The following is a 21,119-nucleotide window of genomic DNA, read 5'->3' as shown; positions in this document are numbered from 1 at the left end:
TTTGTGAGCGAACTCATTCGCGTACCTGACATCGGCAGCGGTGAAGGTGAAGTAATTGAACTGTTTGTGAAGGTCGGCGACCGCATCGAAGCCGACCAGAGCATCCTGACCCTGGAATCGGACAAGGCCAGCATGGAAGTGCCGGCCCCGAAAGCCGGCGTCATCAAGAGCCTGAAAGTGAAGCTGGGCGACCGTCTGAAAGAAGGCGACGAACTGCTCGAGCTGGAAGTCGAGGGCGCCGCTGAAGCGGCCCCTGCACCTGCCGCCGCACCTGCTGCGAAAGCCGAAGAGAAACCGGCTGCGGCACCTGCTGCTGCCGCGCCTGCCGCTGCCCCTGCTGCCGCTTCGGTACAGCAAGTGCACGTGCCGGACATCGGTTCGTCGGGCAAGGCGCAGATCATCGAGATTCAGGTCAAGGTCGGCGACAGCGTCGAAGCTGATCAATCGCTGATCACTCTGGAATCCGACAAGGCCAGCATGGAAATCCCGTCGCCTGCCGCTGGCGTGGTCAAAGCCATCAGCGTCAAGCTCAACGACGAAGTCGGCACTGGCGATCTGATTCTGGATCTGGAAGTGGCGGGTGCTGCGGCCCCGGCTGCGGCCGCTCCGGCTCAGGCTGCTGCGCCTGCTGCTGCCGCTGCGCCAGCCCCGGCTGCTGCTCCGGCTGCACCGGTTGCCGACAGCGTTCAGGACATCCACGTCCCGGACATCGGTTCGGCCGGCAAGGCGAAGATCATCGAAGTGCTGGTCAAGGCCGGCGACACTGTCGAAGCCGACCAGTCGCTGATCACCCTGGAATCCGACAAGGCGAGCATGGAAATTCCATCGCCTGCCGCTGGCGTGGTCGAAAGCGTTTCGATCAAGCTCGATGACGAAGTCGGCACCGGCGACCTGATCCTCAAGCTCAAAGTCAAAGGCGCGGCCCCGGCTGCTGCCCCGGCTGCGGCTGCTGCACCGAGCGCTCCGGCACCTGCTGCTCCGGCTGCCGCTGCACCTGCTGCCACCGCTCCAGCCGCAGCGCCGGCTGCTACACCAGCGAAACCGGGCGCCAAAGTTCACGCCGGCCCTGCCGTGCGTCAACTGGCTCGTGAGTTCGGCGTCGAGCTGAGCGCCGTTGGCGCCAGCGGTCCGCACGGTCGCATCCTCAAGGAAGACGTGCAGGTTTACGTCAAGGCGATGATGCAGAAGGCCAAGGAAGCACCGGCCGCTGCTGGCGGCGCTACCGGTGGCGCGGGCATCCCGCCGATCCCGGTGGTCGATTTCAGCCGTTTCGGCGAAATCGAAGAAGTGCCGATGACCCGCCTGATGCAGGTCGGCGCTGCCAACCTGCACCGCAGCTGGCTGAACGTGCCACACGTGACGCAATTCGACTCGGCGGACATCACCGAGCTGGAAGCCTTCCGTGTTGCGCAGAAAGCCGTGGCCGAGAAGGCTGGCGTCAAGCTGACCATCCTGCCGCTGCTGCTCAAGACCTGCGCGCACCTGCTCAAGGAGCTGCCGGACTTCAACAGTTCGCTGGCACCAAGTGGCAAGGCGATCATCCGCAAGAAATACGTGAACATCGGCTTCGCCGTCGACACTCCGGATGGCCTGCTGGTGCCGGTGATCAAGAACGTCGACCAGAAGAGCCTGCTGCAACTGGCAGCCGAAGCGGCTTCGCTGGCTGAAAAAGCCCGCACCAAGAAGCTGTCCTCGGACGAGATGCAGGGCGCCTGCTTCACCATTTCCAGCCTCGGCCACATTGGCGGCACCGGCTTCACGCCGATCGTCAACGCGCCGGAAGTGGCGATCCTCGGTGTTTCCAAGGCAACCATCCAGCCAGTCTGGGACGGCAAAGCCTTCCAGCCGAAGCTGATGCTGCCACTGTCGCTGTCCTACGATCACCGCGTGATCAACGGCGCTGCTGCTGCACGCTTCACTCAGCGTCTGGGCAGCCTGTTGGGCGACATCCGCACCATCCTGCTGTAACCCAAACGGCCCTCCGGCGACGGAGGGCCGCTTGCTGCACCCTTTCGAGCGCCACACGCTCGTACCTCAACCCCGTCAATTGACGGGGCTTTTTTTTGCCTGAAATAAACCGGATCGCGTCTCTTTCCTACAACCTGCGCTGACATCGGCCACAGGTCTGGTCCACTTAACGCCAATATTTTCTGCCGCCGGCCAACTAACCTCTGCTCAGGAAAGTTGCTTCAATGCGCTCCGCTTATTTAATTCATCTTATTAAAATCTCGAACGGAATCGATCATGTTCAAACCGACTATCGGCCCCATCGTGGGCCACGCCACAACTAACGAAGTTCGCATTTTCATGCGCGGCGAACAACAGGACAAAAAACGCGTATTTGCAGGAGTTCGCGCCCGCAAGGCCGGAACGGAAAAATGGTCGAACAGCGTATTTGCACTTTTACATCCAGCCAACGACATGTCGGGCGTACTGGTCTTACAGGATCTGGACGCCGATTGTGAATACGAATATCAAGCCGGCTGGTTAAGCCCGATGAATCCGGTACACACCATCGACACAGTGGTGGAGTTTCCATTGCAATGGCCGCGACAGCTCTACCGCTTTCGTACCCGCACCTCGCAAGCCAGCCAGCCCCGGGGCTTTATCGTCGGATCTTGCCGTTATCTGCGGATCACCGCTGGCGTCGCTTCGTTGCCGCAACTGGGCGACCGCATCTTTGGCTCGATCAATCGACTTGTCGAGAACAGTCATCTACCCGTCAGCGCGGTGATCATGACCGGCGATCAAGTGTATGTAGATGATTTGAATATCATTGCACCGGATCGCGAAGCCAAAGACATTCTGAAGAAGTATCGAACGGCATTCTCGCAACCGAATATTCAACAATTGATGTCTAATACATCGACTTACATGATGCTCGACGATCATGAAATAGAAGATAACTGGCCCGCCAATGCAAAAGATGCAGACAATGACTTGTATCGCAACGCCATGGCCGCTTATGAACTTTATCAAGCCAGCCACAGCCCGGTTTACGCATATAACAGCGAGGGCCAGATAGACCGGAATACCTTGAAGCATTATTGGTATCAGTTCGGCGACAGCGATATCGCCTGGTTCGTCACCGACAGTCGCACCCGACGCAACTTGTCGAAGGATGACCGGCGCATTCTCGACATCGAGCAGGAACAGGCCCTGCTGCAATGGCTGATCCATAGCCCGGCACGAGTGAAATTCGTGGTGACCAGCGTGATGTTCTATCCCGATCGCAAGTTCAACGGTGACGATGCCTGGAAAGCTTTTCCCGAGCAGCGTTTGCGCCTGCTGGAAACCATCCGCACTCACCGGATCAAGAACGTGGTGTTCGTCTCCGGCGACGTCCATGGCTCGCTGACCAGTCGCTTGAGTCACAGCGAGGACACCGATTTCGAGGTACACACCATCGTGTCCTCGCCGTTGCACAACAGCAAATTGCTGCCGTATGCCAAGGCTTCGACGTTTATCCTCGATCAACCGCTGGTGCGCACGGCAGCCGGGGATTATCGGCACGAGCTGACCAGTGCCGTGGTGAGTCAGGACAATTTTGCGCATGTGGTCGTTGAGGCTGATCAGATATTGGTCAATTACCATGACCGCGATGGCAAGAAGTTGCAGTCGATCAGTATGAAATTGCGTTGAAACACCAAAAGATCGCAGCCTTCGGCAGCTCCTATATGGCTACGTGGCGCCTGCAAGAGTTGTTCAAGGCTGCGATCTTCTGCTCATTTCAGTTGTGCACTGGAGAAATGTTCACTGCAGCCGACATATTCTTATAGCACTTGGCCTTCATCTCTCTTGTCAGTCGGTGCCGCAATGATGCAACCTTGCCGCAGCCAACAGACAAGAGGGCGAGAGCCCGGCGCATTCAGCATATTTCCAAGCGAGTTTCCTTCATGAAGAGCCAGCCCGATGCCGCCAGCCGTATGGCGGCCGAGGTAGTGACGCAGTTGCCTGTGCCCTCGCGGCTCGGCATGCTGCGTTTCGAGCGCTTGAATGAAGCCAGTTGGGCGATGCTGTTCCTTGATCCCAACTGCGAACGCCAGTTTGGCCAGCCGGCCGTCGAGCTCTGCGCACTGGTCGGCTCGCCCTACGCCAGCCTGATGGAGCCCGAAGCGCGCTACCAACTGCATGACGCGATCCAGCAGCAACTAAGCAAAAGCGCGCATTACGTGGTGCGCTACACCCTGCACACCGCCGCCGGCGCGTTGAACATGCTCGAACTGGGTGAAGCCTACAAACAGCACAACCGGCATTTGCTGCGCGGCTACCTGTTGGCCGTCGACGAAGTGTTCGACGAAACCCAGGTGCTGCCTTCGGTGGATCTGGAAACCCAGAACTCGCGCCTGCAAATCGCCCTTGAGCTGAACCAGCGTGCCCAGCAGGAACAACTGCAGCATCTGGAGCGCGTGCGTGCCCAGCAGGATCTGATTCTGCTGCTCGCACGCCAGCGCTACAGCACGCACAACTCGCTGCAGGAAGCCGCCGAGCTGATCACCCGCTGCGCCTGCGATATCTACGAAATCGACTGCGCCAGCCTGTGGAACCTCGAAGGCCAGCGCTTGCTGCCGATCTCCGCCTACCACCGCGCAACTCAGGAATACATCCTGCCGGAGCCGATCGATATCAGCGGCTTCCCCGATTACATGGAAGCGCTGCACAGCAGCCGCGCCATCGATGCCCACAACGCCATGCACGACCCGCGCACCCGCGAGATGGCCGAGGCGATGCGTCCGCGTGACGTCAACGCCATGCTCGATGCCAGCATTCGCGTCGACGGCCAGGTAGTCGGCGTGTTGTGCCTGGAACAAACCGGCGTCACCCGCGCCTGGCAGTCCGACGAAATCGCCTTTGCCGGCGAACTGGCCGACCAGTTCGCGCAGGTGATCAACAACCACAACCGGCGTACCGCCACTAGCGCCCTGCACCTGTTTCAGCGCGCGGTCGAGCAAAGCGCCAACGCCTTTTTGCTGGTCAACTGCGACGGCGTGGTCGAGTACGTCAACCCGAGCTTCACCGCGATCACCCAGTACACCACCGAAGAAGTCCACGGTCAGCGCCTGTCGGAATTGCCGGCGCTGGAAAACCTCAGCGAACTGCTGTTCGACGCGCCCTCGGCGCTGGCCCAGAGCAATAGCTGGCAGGGCGAATTCAAAAGCCGCCGCAAGAACCTCGAACCGTACTGGGGCCAGTTGTCGATTTCCAAGGTCTACGGCGATAACCGTGAGCTGACGCATTACATCGGCATCTACGAAGACATCACCCAGACCAAACTCGCGCAGCAACGTATCGAGCGCCTGGCCTACACCGACAACCTGACCAACCTCGGCAACCGTCCGGCATTCATCCGCAATCTCGATGAGCGCTTCGCCCGCGACAGCGATACGCCGATCAGCCTGTTGCTGGTGGACATCGATAACTTCAAGCGGATCAACGACAGCCTCGGTCACCAGACCGGCGACAAACTGTTGATCAGCCTCGCACGGCGCCTGCGCAACAGCCTCAGCCCGAGTGGCAGCCTGGCGCGTTTTGCCAGTAACGAATTCGCCGTGTTGCTCGACGACACCGACCTTGAAGCCGGGCAGCAGATCGCCAGTCAGTTGCTGATGACCCTCGACAAGCCGATGTTCGTCGACAATCAGCTGATCAGCGTCACCGGCTCCGTCGGCCTGGCCTGCGCGCCGCTGCACGGGCGCGACCCGCAGACCCTGATGCGCAACGCCGGCCTGGCGCTGCACAAGGCCAAGGCCAACGGTAAACACCAATTGCAGGTGTTCACTGAAGCGCTGAACGCCGAGGCCAGTTACAAACTGTTCGTCGAGAACAACCTGCGCCGCGCCCTCACGCAGAACGAGCTGGACGTGTTCTACCAGCCCAAGCTGTGCCTGCGCAGCGGTCGTCTGCTGGGCATGGAAGCGCTGTTGCGCTGGAACCATCCGGAACGCGGCATGATTCGCCCGGACCAGTTCATCAGCGTCGCCGAGGAAACCGGCCTGATCATTCCGATCGGCAAATGGATCGCCCGTCAGGCGTGCCGCATGAGCAAATCCCTGACCGCTGCCGGCCTGGGCAATCTGCAGGTGGCAATCAATCTGTCACCGAAACAGTTCTCCGATCCGGATCTGGTCGCCTCGATCGCCAACATCCTCAGGGAAGAAGCGCTGCCGGCCAATCTGCTCGAACTGGAGCTGACCGAAGGCCTGCTGCTGGAAGCCACCGAAGACACGCATTTGCAGCTCGACCAGCTCAAACGCCTGGGCCTGACCCTGGCCATGGATGACTTCGGCACCGGGTACTCGTCGCTGAGCTATCTGAAGAAATTCCCGATCGACATCATCAAGATCGATCGCAGCTTCATCCATGAAATCCCCGACAACCAGGACGACATGGAAATCACCTCCGCCGTGATCGCCATGGCCCACAACCTGAAACTCAAAGTTGTCGCCGAAGGCATCGAAACCGCCGAGCAACTGGCGTTCCTGCGCCGCCATCGTTGCGACGTCGGCCAGGGTTATCTGTTCGACCGACCGATTCCGGGCGATGAGCTGATCAAAGCGCTCAAGCGCTATCCGCGTGGGCCGCTCTGTCTCTAACGCCGGCTTCTATGAAGATCCCTTGTGGGAGCGAGCCTGCTCGCGAAGGCGATAAAACCGTCGACATCTTCGTCGCCTGACACCCCGCTTTCGCGAGCAGGCTCGCTCCCACAGTTTTGATAGTGCGAATTCCGGCATCATTCGGCACACTGGCGGTCTGACTTTTTACCTCCAACCTGACTGAGAGGAACGCTCATGGTTCTGCGCTCGGAAATTCTGGTGAACAAAAACGTGCTTCCAACCAAAGAACAAGCCCTGCCCGGCCGCGAAACCCCGATGACCCTGCCGGAAAAACACTTCGTCTTCGAAGACACCCCGCTGCTCGGTCCATTCTTTCAGGACGTCGACTTCGCGATTTTCGGTCTGGGTTGCTTCTGGGGCGCGGAACGACGCTTCTGGCAGCGCGAAGGCGTAGTCAGCACCGTGGTCGGTTACGCCGGCGGCTTCACGCCAAACCCGACGTACGAAGAAGTCTGCTCGGGCCTGACCGGCCACGCCGAAGTGGTATTGGTGGTGTATGACAAGGCCCAAGTCAGCTATGAAGAGCTGCTGGCGATGTTCTGGGAACTGCACAACCCGACTCAGGGCATGCGTCAGGGCAACGACATCGGCACTCAGTACCGCTCAGTGATCTATGCGACCACCCCGGAGCAACTGGATGCGGCACTGAAAAGCAAAGACGTGTATCAGGCGGAACTGGCCAAGGCCGGCCTGGGTGAAATCAGCACCGAGATCGACCAGGCCCCGACCGTGTACTTTGCCGAGGCCTATCACCAGCAGTATCTGGCGAAGAACCCTGAAGGTTACTGCGGGATTGGCGGCACCGGCGTTTGCATGCCAGCAAGCCTTGCGGGCAACTAACCCCGCCTGATCGTTCCCACGCCCTGCGTGGGAATGCAGCCCGGGACGCTCCGCGTCCTGACAGCGGACGCAGAGCGTCCATTGAGGCATTCCCACGCGGAGCGTGGGAACGATCGCTCGGCGATCAGCTCTCGGCAATCAGCCAATCCATCTGCCAGCCACCCTGAGTCTGCCCCAGCTTCTTCGACAACCACGGCAGCAACTCACGCAATTCATCTTCCAGCCCCCACGGCGGATTGGCGATCGCCAGCCCGGAACCGTTCAGGCTGTTCGGCGTGTCCAGCGGATGCACCAGCAGCTCCACACGCAGCAACTTCGGTGCACCCGTGCCTGCCAGGTCCTGATAGAAACGCCGCAGTGCACGCTGATCCTTCACCGGATACCAGATCGCAGCCACGGTCTGGCGCATGCGGCCGATGGCTTCTTTCATCGACGCCGCGCAACGCTGCATCTCGTCGAGTTGCTCGAACGGCGGATCGATCAGCATCACCGCGCGCTTTTCCTGCACCGGCAACATCGCCCGCGCCACGTGCCAGCCCTCGCCCAGATGCACTTTTACCCGACGATCGCCGGCCATGTTGTCCTTGAGCAACACGCCGTCTTCGGGGTGCTTTTCGTTGAGCATCACCCGATCCTGCGGCCGCGTCAGACGCCGTGCCAGCTCCGGCGAACCCGGGTAGTAGCGCAACTGGCCATCCGGGTTCATCTCGTGCAGCACCTTCATGTAATCAGCGGTCAGCGCCGGCAGGTCCGGCTGATCCCACAACCGCGCAATGCCTTCCAGGTACTCGCCGGTGCGATTGGCCTGATCGCCCTGCAAGTCATACAGACCGATGCCGGCGTGCGTGTCGAGATAGGCAAACGGCTGCTCCTTGCGCGACATCAGGGCTATGAGGCGGGTCAAGGTCAGGTGTTTGAACACATCGGCGTGATTGCCGGCATGGAAGGCGTGACGATAATTCATGGCTGCTCCTGCGAGGGCCGCAAAGTTTACCTTTTACCGGTCGGCAAGTCAGGGGTTGGCGGCCGAGCGGACAAAAAGCCTGCCCTCACCCTAGCCCTCTCCCGGAGGGAGAGGGGACTGACGGTGGCGATCTTGCGAGTTACATCGACCTGAATGATCCACGTGATCTCAGGCTTGGCCAAGCGAAGTTCACCACTGAAGTCGCAGGTCGGCGTACATCACCCAGACAACTCGGTCAGTCCCCTCTCCCTCTGGGAGAGGGCTAGGGTGAGGGGCTTTGCTTTTATGGCGTTAAACTGGCTAACCATGAACGACAGTAAGTCAAAAACTCATGCGGTATCTCATCATCTGTTCACTCAGCCTTCTAAGTCCATACCTCGCCCTTGCCGACGAAACTCACATTGAACAGGCACGCCAGACACTAAAGAACTACGGGCTGAGCCACTGCATTCTGAAGCCATTCAACGAACGCTCAGCGCTGGAAAAAGACATTGCGCTGTCCGCCAATGCCTATTCAGTCATGGGCAACGGCCTACATTCCATCCTGCAAGATGAAGAACGCTGCAAGTGCTGCACGATCCCTATAAAGAAACACTGAGCTACATATCGGCGGCTTACCAGCAGACACCTTCACGCAGCAAACACTCAAATGAAAAAGTGGTGTTCCTTGCGTGCCTGAAGATCTACAACTCCGAAGCGTTCAACCGCTTTATCAAAACCCAAGATGCCTACATCTCTGACTGCCCCCCCGATTTCAATCAATCAAAAGATCGCAGCCTTCGGCGGCTCCTACATGGGATAGGCGCTCACTCTGCCGGAGGCTGCGATCTTCTGATCTTCAGGCGGGCAAGCTGCGCAGGCGCTTGCCGATGACATCGAGCACATCACAGCCATCGCGCAATGGGATGGCGCACAGCAAGGCGAAATCGCTGAGGATCACGGAGTCGCATTCGATCGAGCCGCGCATGCACATGTTTTCCAGGACCTGGACCACGGCGCGGATGCGATAGTTGGCGGCGTCCATGAGGATGTCGAGGGGCACATGGGTGTCGACGAACAGGCTGGGCATGTCGCTGCAATTGCCGGTAAGGGCCATGAAGCGGTTGTCGGGGTGAGGGGTGATTTTTTCGTAGGGTGAATCAGTATGCATATTGGTCATTTTCCGGGTCCCATGATTGATAAACGTGAGCCGCCATCACACCTTCCTACGGGTTAGGGTGGCAGCTGTGCGCGGGAGTAGGAACCGAGCAATCATGGACCTCGGCCACGCCGAAGCGTGCCCCACGCACAGCCGCCGCGAACGATCTTACGGACTTGAACCAAGTGCCGCAAAAAGCCAACGAACTGTAACGTCATGAATGCGGGAATCCTTCACCCTGCCACCACTCTCGCAGTGACAACGAAAAGACTATCCCTGCAACCCACCACGCACCAGTTCATGAAAGCCGCCGCGATTCGAAGGAAACATCCGAAGCGTTTGCCCCGAAATTTCACTCTGCCTCTGCCAGCAAAAACTCCAGAAGCGCCGATCGTGACGAATCTTCCGACATCGATAATTTGAAAAACTGCCCGACCTTGCAGCGCAAAACAGCCTCGGGAAACGCCTCGAACACGGCCGGTTGCTCCTCGCTCAGCCATTGCAAAGCATTGGCGATGCGTACGCTTGCATCAGTCTGCGCCAACAGCGATTGCGGCACGCTCCACCACGGAAAGACCCGCCCCGAAACCAGCGCACGGCCCCCGATTTCAATGGCTTGGCCATTGATCAAGGCTCGCGAAACGACTGGCAGTAATTGCGCGGAATTGAGCTCGTCAGAGTGCAAAAGAGGCAGCAGAAACCGACCATCCCAAAAGCGAAAAAACACCGCTTTACCGTCCGGCATCAGCACTTGAGTCAGGCTGCGGAAATGTTCGACCAGCACATCCAGATCCGCCGAAGACACCGCCAACCATCCCCAATCCCGGGATTCTGTTTCCGCCACCCAACGTAAAAACTCACTGTCCGCAGCGACAATTCCCACATAGGGCATCACCGCGTCCCACTCGGCATAAATCGTCTCGGCCCAGACTGGATTCGCTGTGCCCTGCCAGGCTTTGAACGCATTGGCGTCGCTGGCGCGACTGAAAATGGCGAACAGTTGTTCCGACGCGTGCAGCGGCTGCCGCGCCAGCCATTGTTCGGGCGTCAATTGTTCAGGCTGCACAGACACCGTCCTTGCACCGCTCACACTCTTCGCAGAAAGGCGCATCACCTTTGAGACTCATGATCTGTGCGGCGGTGAGAACCGCCGCCGGCGCAGCGGCCAGTTTCTCTGGCAAGCCCGGCACCACCGGTGCCGCACTCGTTGCCGCCATTGGCGCGCCACCCACAACAATCGGCACGCTGCTGAAAATTCCGCCGGGGCCGATGTTGATCCACTGTCCGCCGGCCTGAATCGTCGCGCTCGCGCCGCCATCAATGACCACTTGCTGGCCTGCGCTGATATGGATCTGCGCTGAGGCGCTGGTGGCCTGGCTGTTTACCCGAACCTGTCGGTCGCCGAGCACGGACAAATGATCATCCAGCCTGACTTCGGTCTGGCGCTGGCCGTGGGTGATGCGTTGCTCGTCGGCCTTGAGTTCATGGCGGGCGGTACCGGTGACGACCACACTGCGCTGATTATCGACCTGCAACTGCTGGTCGTTGAGCACATGCTGGGTCCAGTTGCGCTGGGCACGCAGGTAGATTTCCTCGGCGCCTTTTTTATCCTCGATGCGCAGTTCGTTATAACCGCCACCTCCGGGGCTGCTCTGGCTGCGGAACACGCTTCGGGTCTTGTCTGCCGGCAGATCCAGCGGCACCGGGGTTGCCGCATTCGGCAGGCAACCCATGACCAGCGGCTTATCGGCATCGCCATCAATGAAGCCGACCAGCACTTCCATGCCGACGCGCGGAATCAACACGCTACCGTAGTGATCGTGAGCCCAACCGGTCGCGACGCGCAGCCAGCAACTGGAGTGCTCGTTCAATTCGCCATCGCGGTCCCAGGCCAGTTGCACCTTGACCCGGCCATATTCATCGCAATGGATTTCCAGGTCTTTCGGGCCGGTGACCACGGCAGGCTGGTAACCCGACATGCGCGGTTTTTCCGGGCAAAGCGCCGGACGAAAGACCACGTCCCACGGCGTGGCGACGAAAGTATTGCGGTAGCCCTGAAAGGATTCGCCATCGCTGGTCACCGATTCCTCCAGCACCTGCGGCTGACGGCCGCGATGCTCGACACAGGTGAGCAACCACAGATCATTCCAGTCGCTGCGCGGATGCTCGGTGAGTTGCAGAAAATGCCCGCAGACCAATGAAGACTCGTCGCTGCTGCCGTCGGCCTGATGGTAATCGGCGACGTGCCGTTCCAGCGCTCGCCGAGTCAGCTGTTTGCCGGTTTCACGATCACTGAATTGGCCGGGGAAGTGATAGTCCTCCAGCACCGGACGTTGCTCGCCGTCACTGCGACTTTCCAGAGACAGGCGTGGTTTTTCGAAGTTGTAGTCGCGCCGGGTGACGACGCTGGTGCGGGTTTCCACGCGCACATTGAAACGCTGAATCGCCGGCGCGCCCGCCGACATGCCGCTGCCCGGCAGATACAGCGTTGGCGCGGGCAGCTTGGGGAACACGGTCTGGTCGTCGCCGAATACCAGCAAATGGCCTTCGGGGCTGTGTTGAAAATGGTAATGAATGCCGACTTCGGCACACAGGCGCTGGATAAAGGCCAGATCGCTTTCGGCGTATTGCACGCAGTATTCGCGCTCCGGATATTCGCTGCCCAGGCGAAATTCAAAGGCATCGCGCAGGATCGAATGGTCTTTGAGGATCTGCGTGACAATTTGCGGCACGCTCTGATGCTGAAAAACACGCTGGTTGACGCGATGCCCCAGATACGTCAGACGCGGGACAAGGCTGAGGTGATAGCGTGTCAGACGTTTCCCGGAATCGCCCTGCCCGACCTGATAAATCTGACCATGAATACCGCAACCCTGAGCATCGAAACTCAGAAACGCCTGACCATGCAGCAGGCTTTCCAGATCCAGGTCCGGCCGCTCGCTGACCAGTTCCAGCTCGAAGCGATAGGGTTGGCTGATGGCTTCCCTGCCCGTGAACTCAAGGACTTTGAGGTCATGCCGGGCGCCTTCGAGGGTCAACGTGAAACGCGGTTGATTGGCAGGCGCGAACATCCGATGTCTCTCTGCAGTGTGAGGGCGGGCGATTCTGCATGAGGGGCAAGGGGTGCCGAGCAGGTGACGGGAAATTCAGATTTGCCCTACGTGGGTTGCTGAAAGGACCTTGTTAATTCGGCCGTTCGACTACAGACAATTCAATCAAACCTGCCACCCACCCTGTGGGAGCGAGCCTGCTCGCGAAAGCGGCATGTCAGTCGACACATTCATTGAATGATCAATCGCATTCGCGAGCAGGCTCGCTCCCACAATGGATTTCCACAGGATTCGAGAAATCACAGGCACAAAAAAACGGCCCGCTTCCTGTAGGAAACGGGCCGTTTTCAAGTGAGCCGAAGCTCAGTCCATCACTTGTTCAGATGGAAGTCTTTTTCCGCTGCCTCGAAACGCTCAACCATGCCGCGAGTCGGCTCACCCGCCTTGCTGACAAAGTAGATGGCCAGGCTGGCGAAGATGAAGCCCGGAATGATTTCGTACAGACCCAGCAGTTCGAAATGCTTCCAGACCACCACGGTGATCGCGCCGACCAGAATACCGGCCAGTGCGCCGTTGCGGGTCATGTCTTTCCAGACCACCGAAATCAGCACCACCGGACCGAATGCAGCACCGAAACCGGCCCAGGCGTAGGACACCAGGCCCAGTACGCGGTTTTCCGGGTTGGCAGCCAGCGCGATAGCAATCAGGGCTACCAGCAGCACCATGGCACGACCGACCCAGACCAGCTCCAGTTGCGAAGCGGACTTGCGCAGGAAGGCTTTATAGAAGTCTTCGGTCAGGGCGCTGGAGCACACCAGCAACTGGCAGCTCAGGGTGCTCATCACCGCCGCCAGAATGGCCGACAGCAGTACACCGGCAACCCATGGGTTGAAGAGGATTTTCGCCAGTTCAATGAACACGCGCTCCGGGTTCTCGGTCACAGGACCGGCGACTTCCGGGTGCGCCGAGAAGTAAGCGATACCGAAGAAGCCCACCGCAACGGTGCCGCCCAGGCACAGGATCATCCAGGCCATGGAAATGCGACGCGCCTTGGCGATCGACTTCACCGAATCCGCCGCCATGAAACGCGCGAGGATGTGCGGCTGGCCGAAGTAGCCCAGACCCCAGCCCATCAGCGAGATGATGCCGATGAAGGTGGTGCCTTTGAGCATGTCGAAGTTGCTAGGATCTTGCGCTTCGATGGCGAGGAACGTGGTGTCAACGCCGCCAGTGGCCAGCAGGACGATGATCGGCGTAAGGATCAGCGCGAAGATCATCAGCGTGGCTTGGACGGTGTCGGTCCAGCTCACCGCGAGGAAACCGCCGATGAAGGTGTAGGCAATCGTCGCCGCAGCACCGGCCCACAGCGCCGTTTCGTAGGTCATGCCGAACGTGCTTTCGAACAGGCGGGCACCGGCGACGATGCCGGAAGCGCAGTAGATGGTAAAGAACACCAGAATCACGATCGCCGAGATAATCCGCAGCAAGCCGCTTTTATCTTCGAAACGGCTGGAAAAGTAATCCGGCAGAGTCAGGGCATCGCCGTTGTGCTCGGTCTGCACACGCAGACGGCCGGCGACAAACAGCCAGTTCAGGTAGGCACCGACGATCAGGCCGATGGCGATCCAGCTTTCGGACAGACCGGACATGTAGATGGCGCCCGGCAGGCCCATCAGCAACCAGCCGCTCATGTCGGAAGCACCGGCGGACAGTGCCGTCACGACGCTGCCCAGGCTACGGCCGCCCAGAATGTAGTCAGAAAGGTTATTGGTGGAGCGATAGGCCATGAAGCCGATCAGCACCATTGCTGCGATGTAGATCACGAACGTGATCAGGGTTGGATTGCTTACGCTCATTGAGTTACGCCCTGGCTTTGTTTTTATGTAGCGGCGGTGGTGAACCGCTCGCAAACGACGACGTTTGGCAGACGATCCGGGATCCCGCGCATTTAAGACTGATGTTTCCCCAGGAAAGCCATCAGCCGATGCACCGGGTTATTCCCGGTTGCACCTTGGCGGCGAATGCTATGCAACAAAGCAAATAAGGTGCAACCAGTTTCGCGAGAATTAGTTGCACCCAGTCGGATTAATCGACGATCGCCCCGTTTTTGCTCCCTTTTGTGGCAGTCATGGCTCTTTGCTAGAAGCAAAAGCACCAAGCAGGAGCAGCACTTTCGTACCAGAAATTATTTCCTGACGAGCTGCGTATTATTCCGGCAAAAAAAGGGTTGCACCCGGTTGCACCTCATTCAACGCACGGCTAATCTTGCGGCCAGCTGATGCCACGCAACTGTGGCAACCATGAGGATAAAAATATGGCTACCACCACCCTTGGGGTCAAACTCGATGACCCGACCCGCGAGCGCCTGAAGGCTGCCGCAACCTCGATTGATCGCACGCCGCACTGGCTGATCAAGCAGGCAATTTTCAATTACCTGGAAAAACTCGAGGGTGGTGCAACCCTGACCGAGTTGAACGGTTTGACCGCCAAAGACGCCGATGACGCAGGCGAAGTGCAGACCGATCACGCTCACCAATGCTTCCTCGAATTCGCTGAAAGCATCCTGCCGCAATCGGTTCTGCGTGCTTCGATCACCGCAGCCTACCGCCGCCCTGAGCCGGAAGTGGTGCCGATGCTGATCGAGCAGGCGCGCCTGCCGGCACCGATGGCCGAAGCCACCAACAAACTCGCCGCGACCATCGCCGAAAAACTGCGTAACCAGAAAAGTGCCGGCGGTCGTGCCGGTATTGTTCAAGGTCTGTTGCAGGAATTCTCCCTCTCGTCCCAGGAAGGCGTGGCGCTGATGTGCCTGGCCGAAGCGCTGCTGCGCATCCCGGACAAAGGCACCCGCGATGCGCTGATCCGCGACAAGATCAGCACCGGCAACTGGCATCCGCACCTGGGCAACAGCCCTTCGCTGTTCGTCAACGCTGCGACCTGGGGCCTGCTGCTGACTGGCAAACTGGTCTCCACCCACAACGAAGCCGGCCTGACCTCGTCGCTGAGCCGCATCATCGGCAAGAGCGGCGAGCCGATGATCCGCAAGGGCGTCGACATGGCCATGCGCCTGATGGGCGAGCAGTTCGTGACCGGCGAAACCATCGCCGAAGCACTGGCCAATGCGAGCAAGTTCGAAGCCAAGGGCTTCCGCTATTCCTACGACATGCTCGGTGAAGCGGCACTCACCGAAGTCGACGCGCAGAAATACCTGGCGTCGTACGAACAGGCGATCCATTCGATCGGCAAAGCGTCCCACGGCCGTGGGATTTATGAAGGCCCGGGCATTTCCATCAAGCTCTCGGCGCTGCACCCGCGTTACAGCCGTGCGCAGTACGAGCGGGTGATGGACGAGCTGTACCCGCGCCTGCTGTCGCTGACCCTGCTGGCCAAGCAATACGACATCGGCCTGAACATCGACGCCGAAGAAGCCGACCGCCTCGAGTTGTCGCTGGATCTGCTCGAGCGCCTGTGCTTCGAGCCGCAACTGACTGGCTGGAACGGCATCGGTTTCGTTATCCAGGCTTACCAGAAGCGTTGCCCGTACGTGATCGACTACGTGATTGATCTGGCTCGCCGCAGCCGCCATCGCCTGATGATCCGCCTGGTGAAAGGCGCGTACTGGGACAGCGAAATCAAACGCGCTCAGGTCGAAGGTCTGGAAGGCTATCCGGTCTACACCCGCAAGGTGTACACCGACGTTTCCTACATTGCTTGCGCACGCAAACTGCTGTCGGTGCCGGAAGCCATCTACCCGCAATTCGCCACGCACAACGCCCACACCCTGTCGGCGATCTACCACATCGCCGGTCAGAACTATTACCCGGGCCAGTACGAGTTCCAGTGCCTGCACGGCATGGGCGAACCGCTCTACGAACAGGTTGTAGGCAAGGTTTCCGAGGGCAAGCTGAACCGTCCGTGCCGTGTGTACGCACCGGTCGGCACCCACGAAACCCTGCTGGCGTACCTCGTGCGTCGTTTGCTGGAAAACGGTGCCAACACCTCGTTCGTCAACCGTATCGCCGACCAGTCGATTTCGATTCAGGAACTGGTGGCCGATCCGGTGGCACAGATCGAGCAGATGGCCACCGTGGAAGGCGGTTTTGGCCTGCCGCACCCGCGCATTCCGCTGCCGCGTGACCTGTACGGTGCCGAGCGCGCCAACTCCAGCGGCATCGACATGGCTAACGAACATCGTCTGGCCTCGCTGTCCTGCGCCCTGCTCGCCACCGCGCACAACGACTGGAAAGCCGCGCCGATGCTCGGTTGCGCCTCCAGCAACGAAACGCCGGTCGCGGTGCTGAACCCGTCCGATCACCGCGATGTGGTCGGTCACGTTCAAGAAGCTACCGTCGAAGACGTCGACAACGCCATTCAATGCGCGCTGAACGCCGCGCCGATCTGGCAGGCCACCCCGCCGGCCGAACGTGCGGCAATTCTGGAACGTGCCGCTGACTTGATGGAAGGCGAGATCCAGCCGCTGATGGGCCTGTTGGCTCGCGAAGCCGGCAAGACCTACGCCAACGCCATCGCCGAAGTCCGCGAAGCCGTCGATTTTCTGCGTTATTACGCAGTGCAGGCGCGCAACGATTTCAGCAATGATGCCCACCGCCCACTCGGTCCGGTGGTGTGCATCAGCCCGTGGAACTTCCCGCTGGCGATCTTCAGCGGCCAGGTCGCTGCGGCATTGGCCGCCGGTAACCCGGTACTGGCCAAACCGGCTGAGCAGACTCCGCTGGTAGCGGCTCAGGCTGTGCGCCTGATGCTCGAAGCCGGCATCCCGGAAGGCGTGCTGCAACTGCTGCCGGGCCGTGGTGAAACCGTCGGCGCCGGTCTGGTTGGCGATGAGCGCGTCAAAGGCGTGATGTTCACCGGTTCCACCGAAGTCGCGCGCTTGCTGCAACGCAACATCGCTGGCCGTCTCGACAGCCAGGGCCGTCCGATTCCGCTGATCGCCGAAACCGGTGGCCAGAACGCGATGATCGTCGATTCCTCGGCTTTGACTGAACAAGTGGTAATCGACGTGGTGTCGTCGGCCTTCGACAGCGCCGGTCAGCGTTGCTCGGCACTGCGCGTGCTGTGCCTGCAGGAAGATTCCGCCGATCGCGTCATCGAAATGCTCAAGGGTGCCATGGCCGAAAGCCGTCTCGGCAACCCCGAGCGTCTGTCCGTGGACATCGGCCCGGTGATCGACGCCGAAGCCAAGGCCGGCATCGACAAGCACATCCAGGGCATGCGCGACAAAGGTCGCAATGTTTACCAGGTGGCGATTGCCGACAGCGAAGAGGTCAAGCGCGGCACCTTCGTCATGCCGACCCTGATCGAATTGGAAAGCTTCGACGAACTGCAACGCGAAATCTTCGGCCCGGTACTGCACGTGGTGCGCTACAAGCGCAAGGAGCTGGACCAACTGATCGGCCAGATCAACGCCTCCGGTTACGGCCTGACGCTGGGCGTGCACACGCGCATCGACGAGACCATCGCCAAGGTGATCGACAACGTCAACGCCGGTAACGTCTACGTCAACCGCAACATCGTCGGTGCCGTGGTCGGCGTGCAGCCATTCGGCGGCGAAGGCCTCTCGGGTACTGGCCCGAAAGCCGGCGGCCCGCTGTATCTGTACCGCCTGCTGTCGACGCGCCCTAGCGACGCAATCGAGCAATCCTTCGCTCGCGGTGACGCCATCAGCGCCCCGGACGTGCGTTTGCGCGATGCCATGAGCCAATCGTTGAACGCCCTGAAAGCCTGGGCCGACAACAACAAGTTCGCTGACCTGAGCACCCTGTGCGTTCAGTACGCTGCGCAATCGCAGAGCGGCATCACCCGCGTGCTGGCTGGCCCGACCGGCGAGAAAAACAGCTACGCGATCCTGCCGCGCGAACACGTGCTGTGCCTGGCGGAAGTTGAAGGTGATCTGCTGACGCAACTGGCGGCGGTGCTGGCGGTGGGCGGTTCGGCAGTGTGGCCGGAAACCGAGCTGAGCAAGGCCTTGTTCGCCCGTCTGCCGAAGGAAGTCCAGGCGCGGATCAAACGCGTTGCCGACTGGAACAAGGACGAAGTGGTGTTCGATGCCGTGCTGCATCACGGTCACTCCGACCAGTTGCGCGGCGTCTGCCAGCAGATCGCCCAGCGTGGCGGTGCAATCGTTGGCGTTCAGGGCCTGTCCCAGGGCGAGACCAACATTGCCCTGGAGCGTCTGGTGATCGAGCGGGCATTGAGCGTCAACACCGCTGCGGCGGGGGGTAATGCCAGCTTGATGACGATCGGTTAAACCGCTGTAAATCCAGGCGACCGCAATGGTCGCCTGGTACGCAATACTCTGTGGGAGCGAGCCTGCTCGCGAAAACGGCGTTTCAGTCGACATCAATGTTGCCTGACCCTCCGCTTTCGCGAGCAGGCTCGCTCCCACAGTTGTTTTCGGCGCCTGTTAAGTCCGCGCGCGGCTCCAACATCACGCTTATCAATCATCCTGTTCAGTCTTTATCAGCACGCTTAGACTCGGCCCAACCCCAATTTCCAGGTAGGCCGCCATGTCCGAGACGCTGCTCAGTTCCCGCAATCTGGCTTTCGAGCTGTACGAAGTCCTCGATGCCGAGGGCCTGACCCGGCGCGAGCGCTTTGCCGAGCACAATCGCGAGACTTTCGACGCCGCCATCGGCACCGCGCGCAACATCGCCGAAAAGTATTTCGCCCCGCACAACCGCAAGGGCGATGAAAACGAGCCGCGCTATGAAGATGGCCAGGCCATTCTGATTCCCGAAGTGAAACCGGCGGTGGATGCCTTTCTCGAGGCTGGCTTCCTCAACGCCGCACGCAGCTTCGAGGCCGGCGGCATGCAATTGCCGACCCTGCTGTCGCAAGCCTGCTTCGCGCACTTTCAGTCCGCCAACGCAGCGTCGACCTCATACCCGTTCCTGACCATGGGCGCGGCCAATCTGATCGAGAGCTTCGGCAGCGAAGAGCAGAAACAGCGCTTCCTGCAACCGATGATCGACGGACGTTTCTTCGGCACCATGGCCCTGACCGAGCCCCATGCCGGTTCGTCGCTGTCGGATATCCGCACCCGCGCCGAGCCCGCATCCGACGGCACCTATCGCCTCAAAGGCAACAAGATCTTCATTTCCGGCGGCGATCATCCGCTGTCGGAAAACATCGTGCACATGGTTCTGGCCAAACTGCCGGACGCCCCACCGGGGGTGAAAGGTATTTCGCTGTTTATCGTGCCGAAGTTTCTGGTCAACGACGACGGCAGCCTCGGCCAGCGCAACGACGTGCTGCTCGCCGGTTTGTTCCACAAGATGGGCTGGCGCGGCACCACATCAACGGCGCTGAACTTCGGCGATAACGGCAAGTGCGTCGGCTATCTGGTGGGCAAACCACACCATGGCTTGAGCTACATGTTCCAGATGATGAACGAAGCGCGGATCGGCGTCGGTATGGGCGCGGTCATGCTCGGCTATGCCGGTTACCTGTATTCACTGGAATATGCGCGCGAACGTCCGCAAGGTCGGGTGCCGGACAGCAAGGATCCGAGCACAGCGCCGGTGGCGATCATTCAGCACGCCGATGTCAGACGCATGTTGCTGACGCAGAAGTCCTACGTCGAAGGGGCTTTTGACCTCGGCCTGTACGCCGCGCGGTTGTTCGATGACACCACCACGCTGGAAACCGAAGCCGAACGCAAACAGGCTCATGAGCTGTTGGACCTGCTGACGCCGATCGTAAAATCCTGGCCATCGGAGTTCTGCCTCAAAGCCAACGAACTGGCGATCCAGATTCTTGGCGGCCACGGCTACACCCGTGAGTACCCGGTGGAGCAGTACTACCGTGACAACCGCTTGAATCCGATCCACGAAGGCACTCACGGCATCCAGTCGCTGGATTTGCTCGGGCGCAAGCTGGCGCAGAACGGTGGCGCCGGTCTCAAGCAGCTGATTCGATTGATCGCCAATACGGCCGAACGTGCCACTGCATACGACTCGCTGGATGCACTGCGCGAACCGCTGGAGGAAGTCGTGGCCCGCTTGCAAACCGTGACCATCGGCCTGCTCACGGATCTGGCCCAAGGCAAGGTCAACAGCAGCCTGGCGAACTCGGCGCTGTACTTGAAAGTGTTCGGTCACGCAGTGATCGGCTGGCGCTGGCTGGAGCAGGCGATTCGCGCCGAGGAAGGCCTGGCCAAAGGGAATGCGGCGGATGTCGACTTCTATAAGGGCAAGTTGCAGGCGGCGCGGTATTTCCTGACATGGGAAGTGCCGGGTTGCCAGCATGAGCTGGATTTGCTGGAGGCGCGGGATGATACGTGTCTGGGGATGCGGGAGGAGTGGTTCTGATCTCGATCGTGCGTAGCGGCTTATTCCCTCTTCGCAGGCAAGTCCGTTCCCACAGGGTCTCTGGGCGTGATCCCGGTGCGAGTGGCTTGCCTGCGCAGGGACCTGATCACGCATCAGCTCAGCCTGATCATATCCAGTTGCTTTGCTGCACACCCACAAAACGCTTGTCCTGTCACCTGTAAA

At 60.0% G+C, this 21,119-nt stretch carries 12 protein-coding genes; 7 read left to right on the top strand and 5 right to left on the bottom strand.

The features are described from left to right. Positions 1-3: 3 nt before the first annotated feature. From aceF to msrA, 4 genes are all read left to right on the top strand, one after another. Complete coding sequence (aceF, locus tag D8U71_RS09745) at positions 4-1,968, top strand: dihydrolipoyllysine-residue acetyltransferase (RefSeq protein ID WP_125926301.1); 1,965 nt, start codon at positions 4-6, stop codon at positions 1,966-1,968. Between the two features lie 276 nt (positions 1,969-2,244). After that, positions 2,245-3,642 carry an alkaline phosphatase D family protein gene (locus D8U71_RS09740; protein WP_130887676.1) on the top strand — a complete coding sequence of 466 codons (1,398 nt, stop codon included), beginning with the start codon at positions 2,245-2,247 and terminating at the stop codon, positions 3,640-3,642. Between the two features lie 254 nt (positions 3,643-3,896). Then, positions 3,897-6,593 (top strand): GGDEF and EAL domain-containing protein, encoded by a 2,697-nt coding sequence (locus D8U71_RS09735; RefSeq protein ID WP_016772005.1) that lies wholly within the window; start codon positions 3,897-3,899, stop codon positions 6,591-6,593. Positions 6,594-6,788: 195 nt separating this feature from the next. After that, a complete protein-coding gene (gene msrA, locus D8U71_RS09730; protein ID WP_110602670.1) occupies positions 6,789-7,454 on the top strand; it encodes a peptide-methionine (S)-S-oxide reductase MsrA in 666 nt (221 codons plus the stop codon). Between the two features lie 124 nt (positions 7,455-7,578). Here msrA and D8U71_RS09725 read toward each other — a convergent pair whose 3' ends face one another. Then, complete coding sequence (locus D8U71_RS09725) at positions 7,579-8,418, bottom strand: 23S rRNA (adenine(2030)-N(6))-methyltransferase RlmJ (RefSeq protein WP_125917470.1); 840 nt, start codon at positions 8,416-8,418, stop codon at positions 7,579-7,581. Between the two features lie 331 nt (positions 8,419-8,749). Between D8U71_RS09725 and D8U71_RS09720 the strand changes: the two genes are divergently transcribed. Next, entirely contained in the window at positions 8,750-9,016 is a 267-nt protein-coding gene (locus D8U71_RS09720) for a hypothetical protein (protein WP_241663637.1), read from the top strand. A gap of 240 nt (positions 9,017-9,256) precedes the next feature. Here the strand turns inward: D8U71_RS09720 and D8U71_RS09715 are convergent, their stop codons facing one another. From D8U71_RS09715 to putP, 4 genes are all read right to left on the bottom strand, one after another. Then, a complete protein-coding gene (locus D8U71_RS09715) occupies positions 9,257-9,577 on the bottom strand; it encodes a hypothetical protein (protein ID WP_016772008.1) in 321 nt (106 codons plus the stop codon). Positions 9,578-9,908: 331 nt separating this feature from the next. After that, entirely contained in the window at positions 9,909-10,622 is a 714-nt protein-coding gene (locus tag D8U71_RS09710; RefSeq protein ID WP_130887675.1) for a DUF4123 domain-containing protein, read from the bottom strand. Further along, positions 10,612-12,627, bottom strand: a complete 2,016-nt coding sequence (locus D8U71_RS09705) for a type VI secretion system tip protein VgrG (RefSeq protein ID WP_130887674.1) — start codon at positions 12,625-12,627, stop codon at positions 10,612-10,614. The genes D8U71_RS09710 and D8U71_RS09705 overlap by 11 nt, the downstream gene beginning before the upstream one ends. A gap of 350 nt (positions 12,628-12,977) precedes the next feature. Then, on the bottom strand, positions 12,978-14,462 hold the full coding sequence (gene putP / locus D8U71_RS09695; RefSeq protein WP_130887673.1) for a sodium/proline symporter PutP: 1,485 nt from the start codon (positions 14,460-14,462) through the stop codon (positions 12,978-12,980). A 458-nt stretch (positions 14,463-14,920) separates the two neighbouring features. Between putP and putA the strand changes: the two genes are divergently transcribed. Together putA and D8U71_RS09680 are read left to right on the top strand one after the other, a co-directional pair. Next, positions 14,921-18,874: a trifunctional transcriptional regulator/proline dehydrogenase/L-glutamate gamma-semialdehyde dehydrogenase gene (gene putA / locus D8U71_RS09690; RefSeq protein ID WP_130887672.1), complete on the top strand. Its 3,954-nt coding sequence runs from the start codon at positions 14,921-14,923 to the stop codon at positions 18,872-18,874. A 259-nt stretch (positions 18,875-19,133) separates the two neighbouring features. Beyond that, on the top strand, positions 19,134-20,936 hold the full coding sequence (locus tag D8U71_RS09680; protein ID WP_130887670.1) for an acyl-CoA dehydrogenase: 1,803 nt from the start codon (positions 19,134-19,136) through the stop codon (positions 20,934-20,936). The last annotated feature ends 183 nt before the right edge of the window (positions 20,937-21,119 follow it).

The sequence above is a fragment of the Pseudomonas sp. Sample_21 genome (genome assembly GCF_004307525.1).
Classification (GTDB): Bacteria; Pseudomonadota; Gammaproteobacteria; order Pseudomonadales; family Pseudomonadaceae; genus Aquipseudomonas; species Aquipseudomonas atacamensis.
Note: the sequence above shows the minus strand (reverse complement) of the source record. Positions and strands in the feature narration are given on the sequence as shown.

Coding starts and splice junctions, on each gene's coding strand:
- D8U71_RS09725 (WP_125917470.1), bottom strand. CDS start 8,418: ATGAATTATCGTCACGCCTTCCATGCCGGCAATCACGCCGATGTGTTC.
- msrA (WP_110602670.1), top strand. CDS start 6,789: ATGGTTCTGCGCTCGGAAATTCTGGTGAACAAAAACGTGCTTCCAACC.
- D8U71_RS09740 (WP_130887676.1), top strand. CDS start 2,245: ATGTTCAAACCGACTATCGGCCCCATCGTGGGCCACGCCACAACTAAC.
- D8U71_RS09735 (WP_016772005.1), top strand. CDS start 3,897: ATGAAGAGCCAGCCCGATGCCGCCAGCCGTATGGCGGCCGAGGTAGTG.
- putA (WP_130887672.1), top strand. CDS start 14,921: ATGGCTACCACCACCCTTGGGGTCAAACTCGATGACCCGACCCGCGAG.
- putP (WP_130887673.1), bottom strand. CDS start 14,462: ATGAGCGTAAGCAATCCAACCCTGATCACGTTCGTGATCTACATCGCA.
- D8U71_RS09720 (WP_241663637.1), top strand. CDS start 8,750: ATGCGGTATCTCATCATCTGTTCACTCAGCCTTCTAAGTCCATACCTC.
- D8U71_RS09680 (WP_130887670.1), top strand. CDS start 19,134: ATGTCCGAGACGCTGCTCAGTTCCCGCAATCTGGCTTTCGAGCTGTAC.
- D8U71_RS09705 (WP_130887674.1), bottom strand. CDS start 12,627: ATGTTCGCGCCTGCCAATCAACCGCGTTTCACGTTGACCCTCGAAGGC.
- D8U71_RS09715 (WP_016772008.1), bottom strand. CDS start 9,577: ATGACCAATATGCATACTGATTCACCCTACGAAAAAATCACCCCTCAC.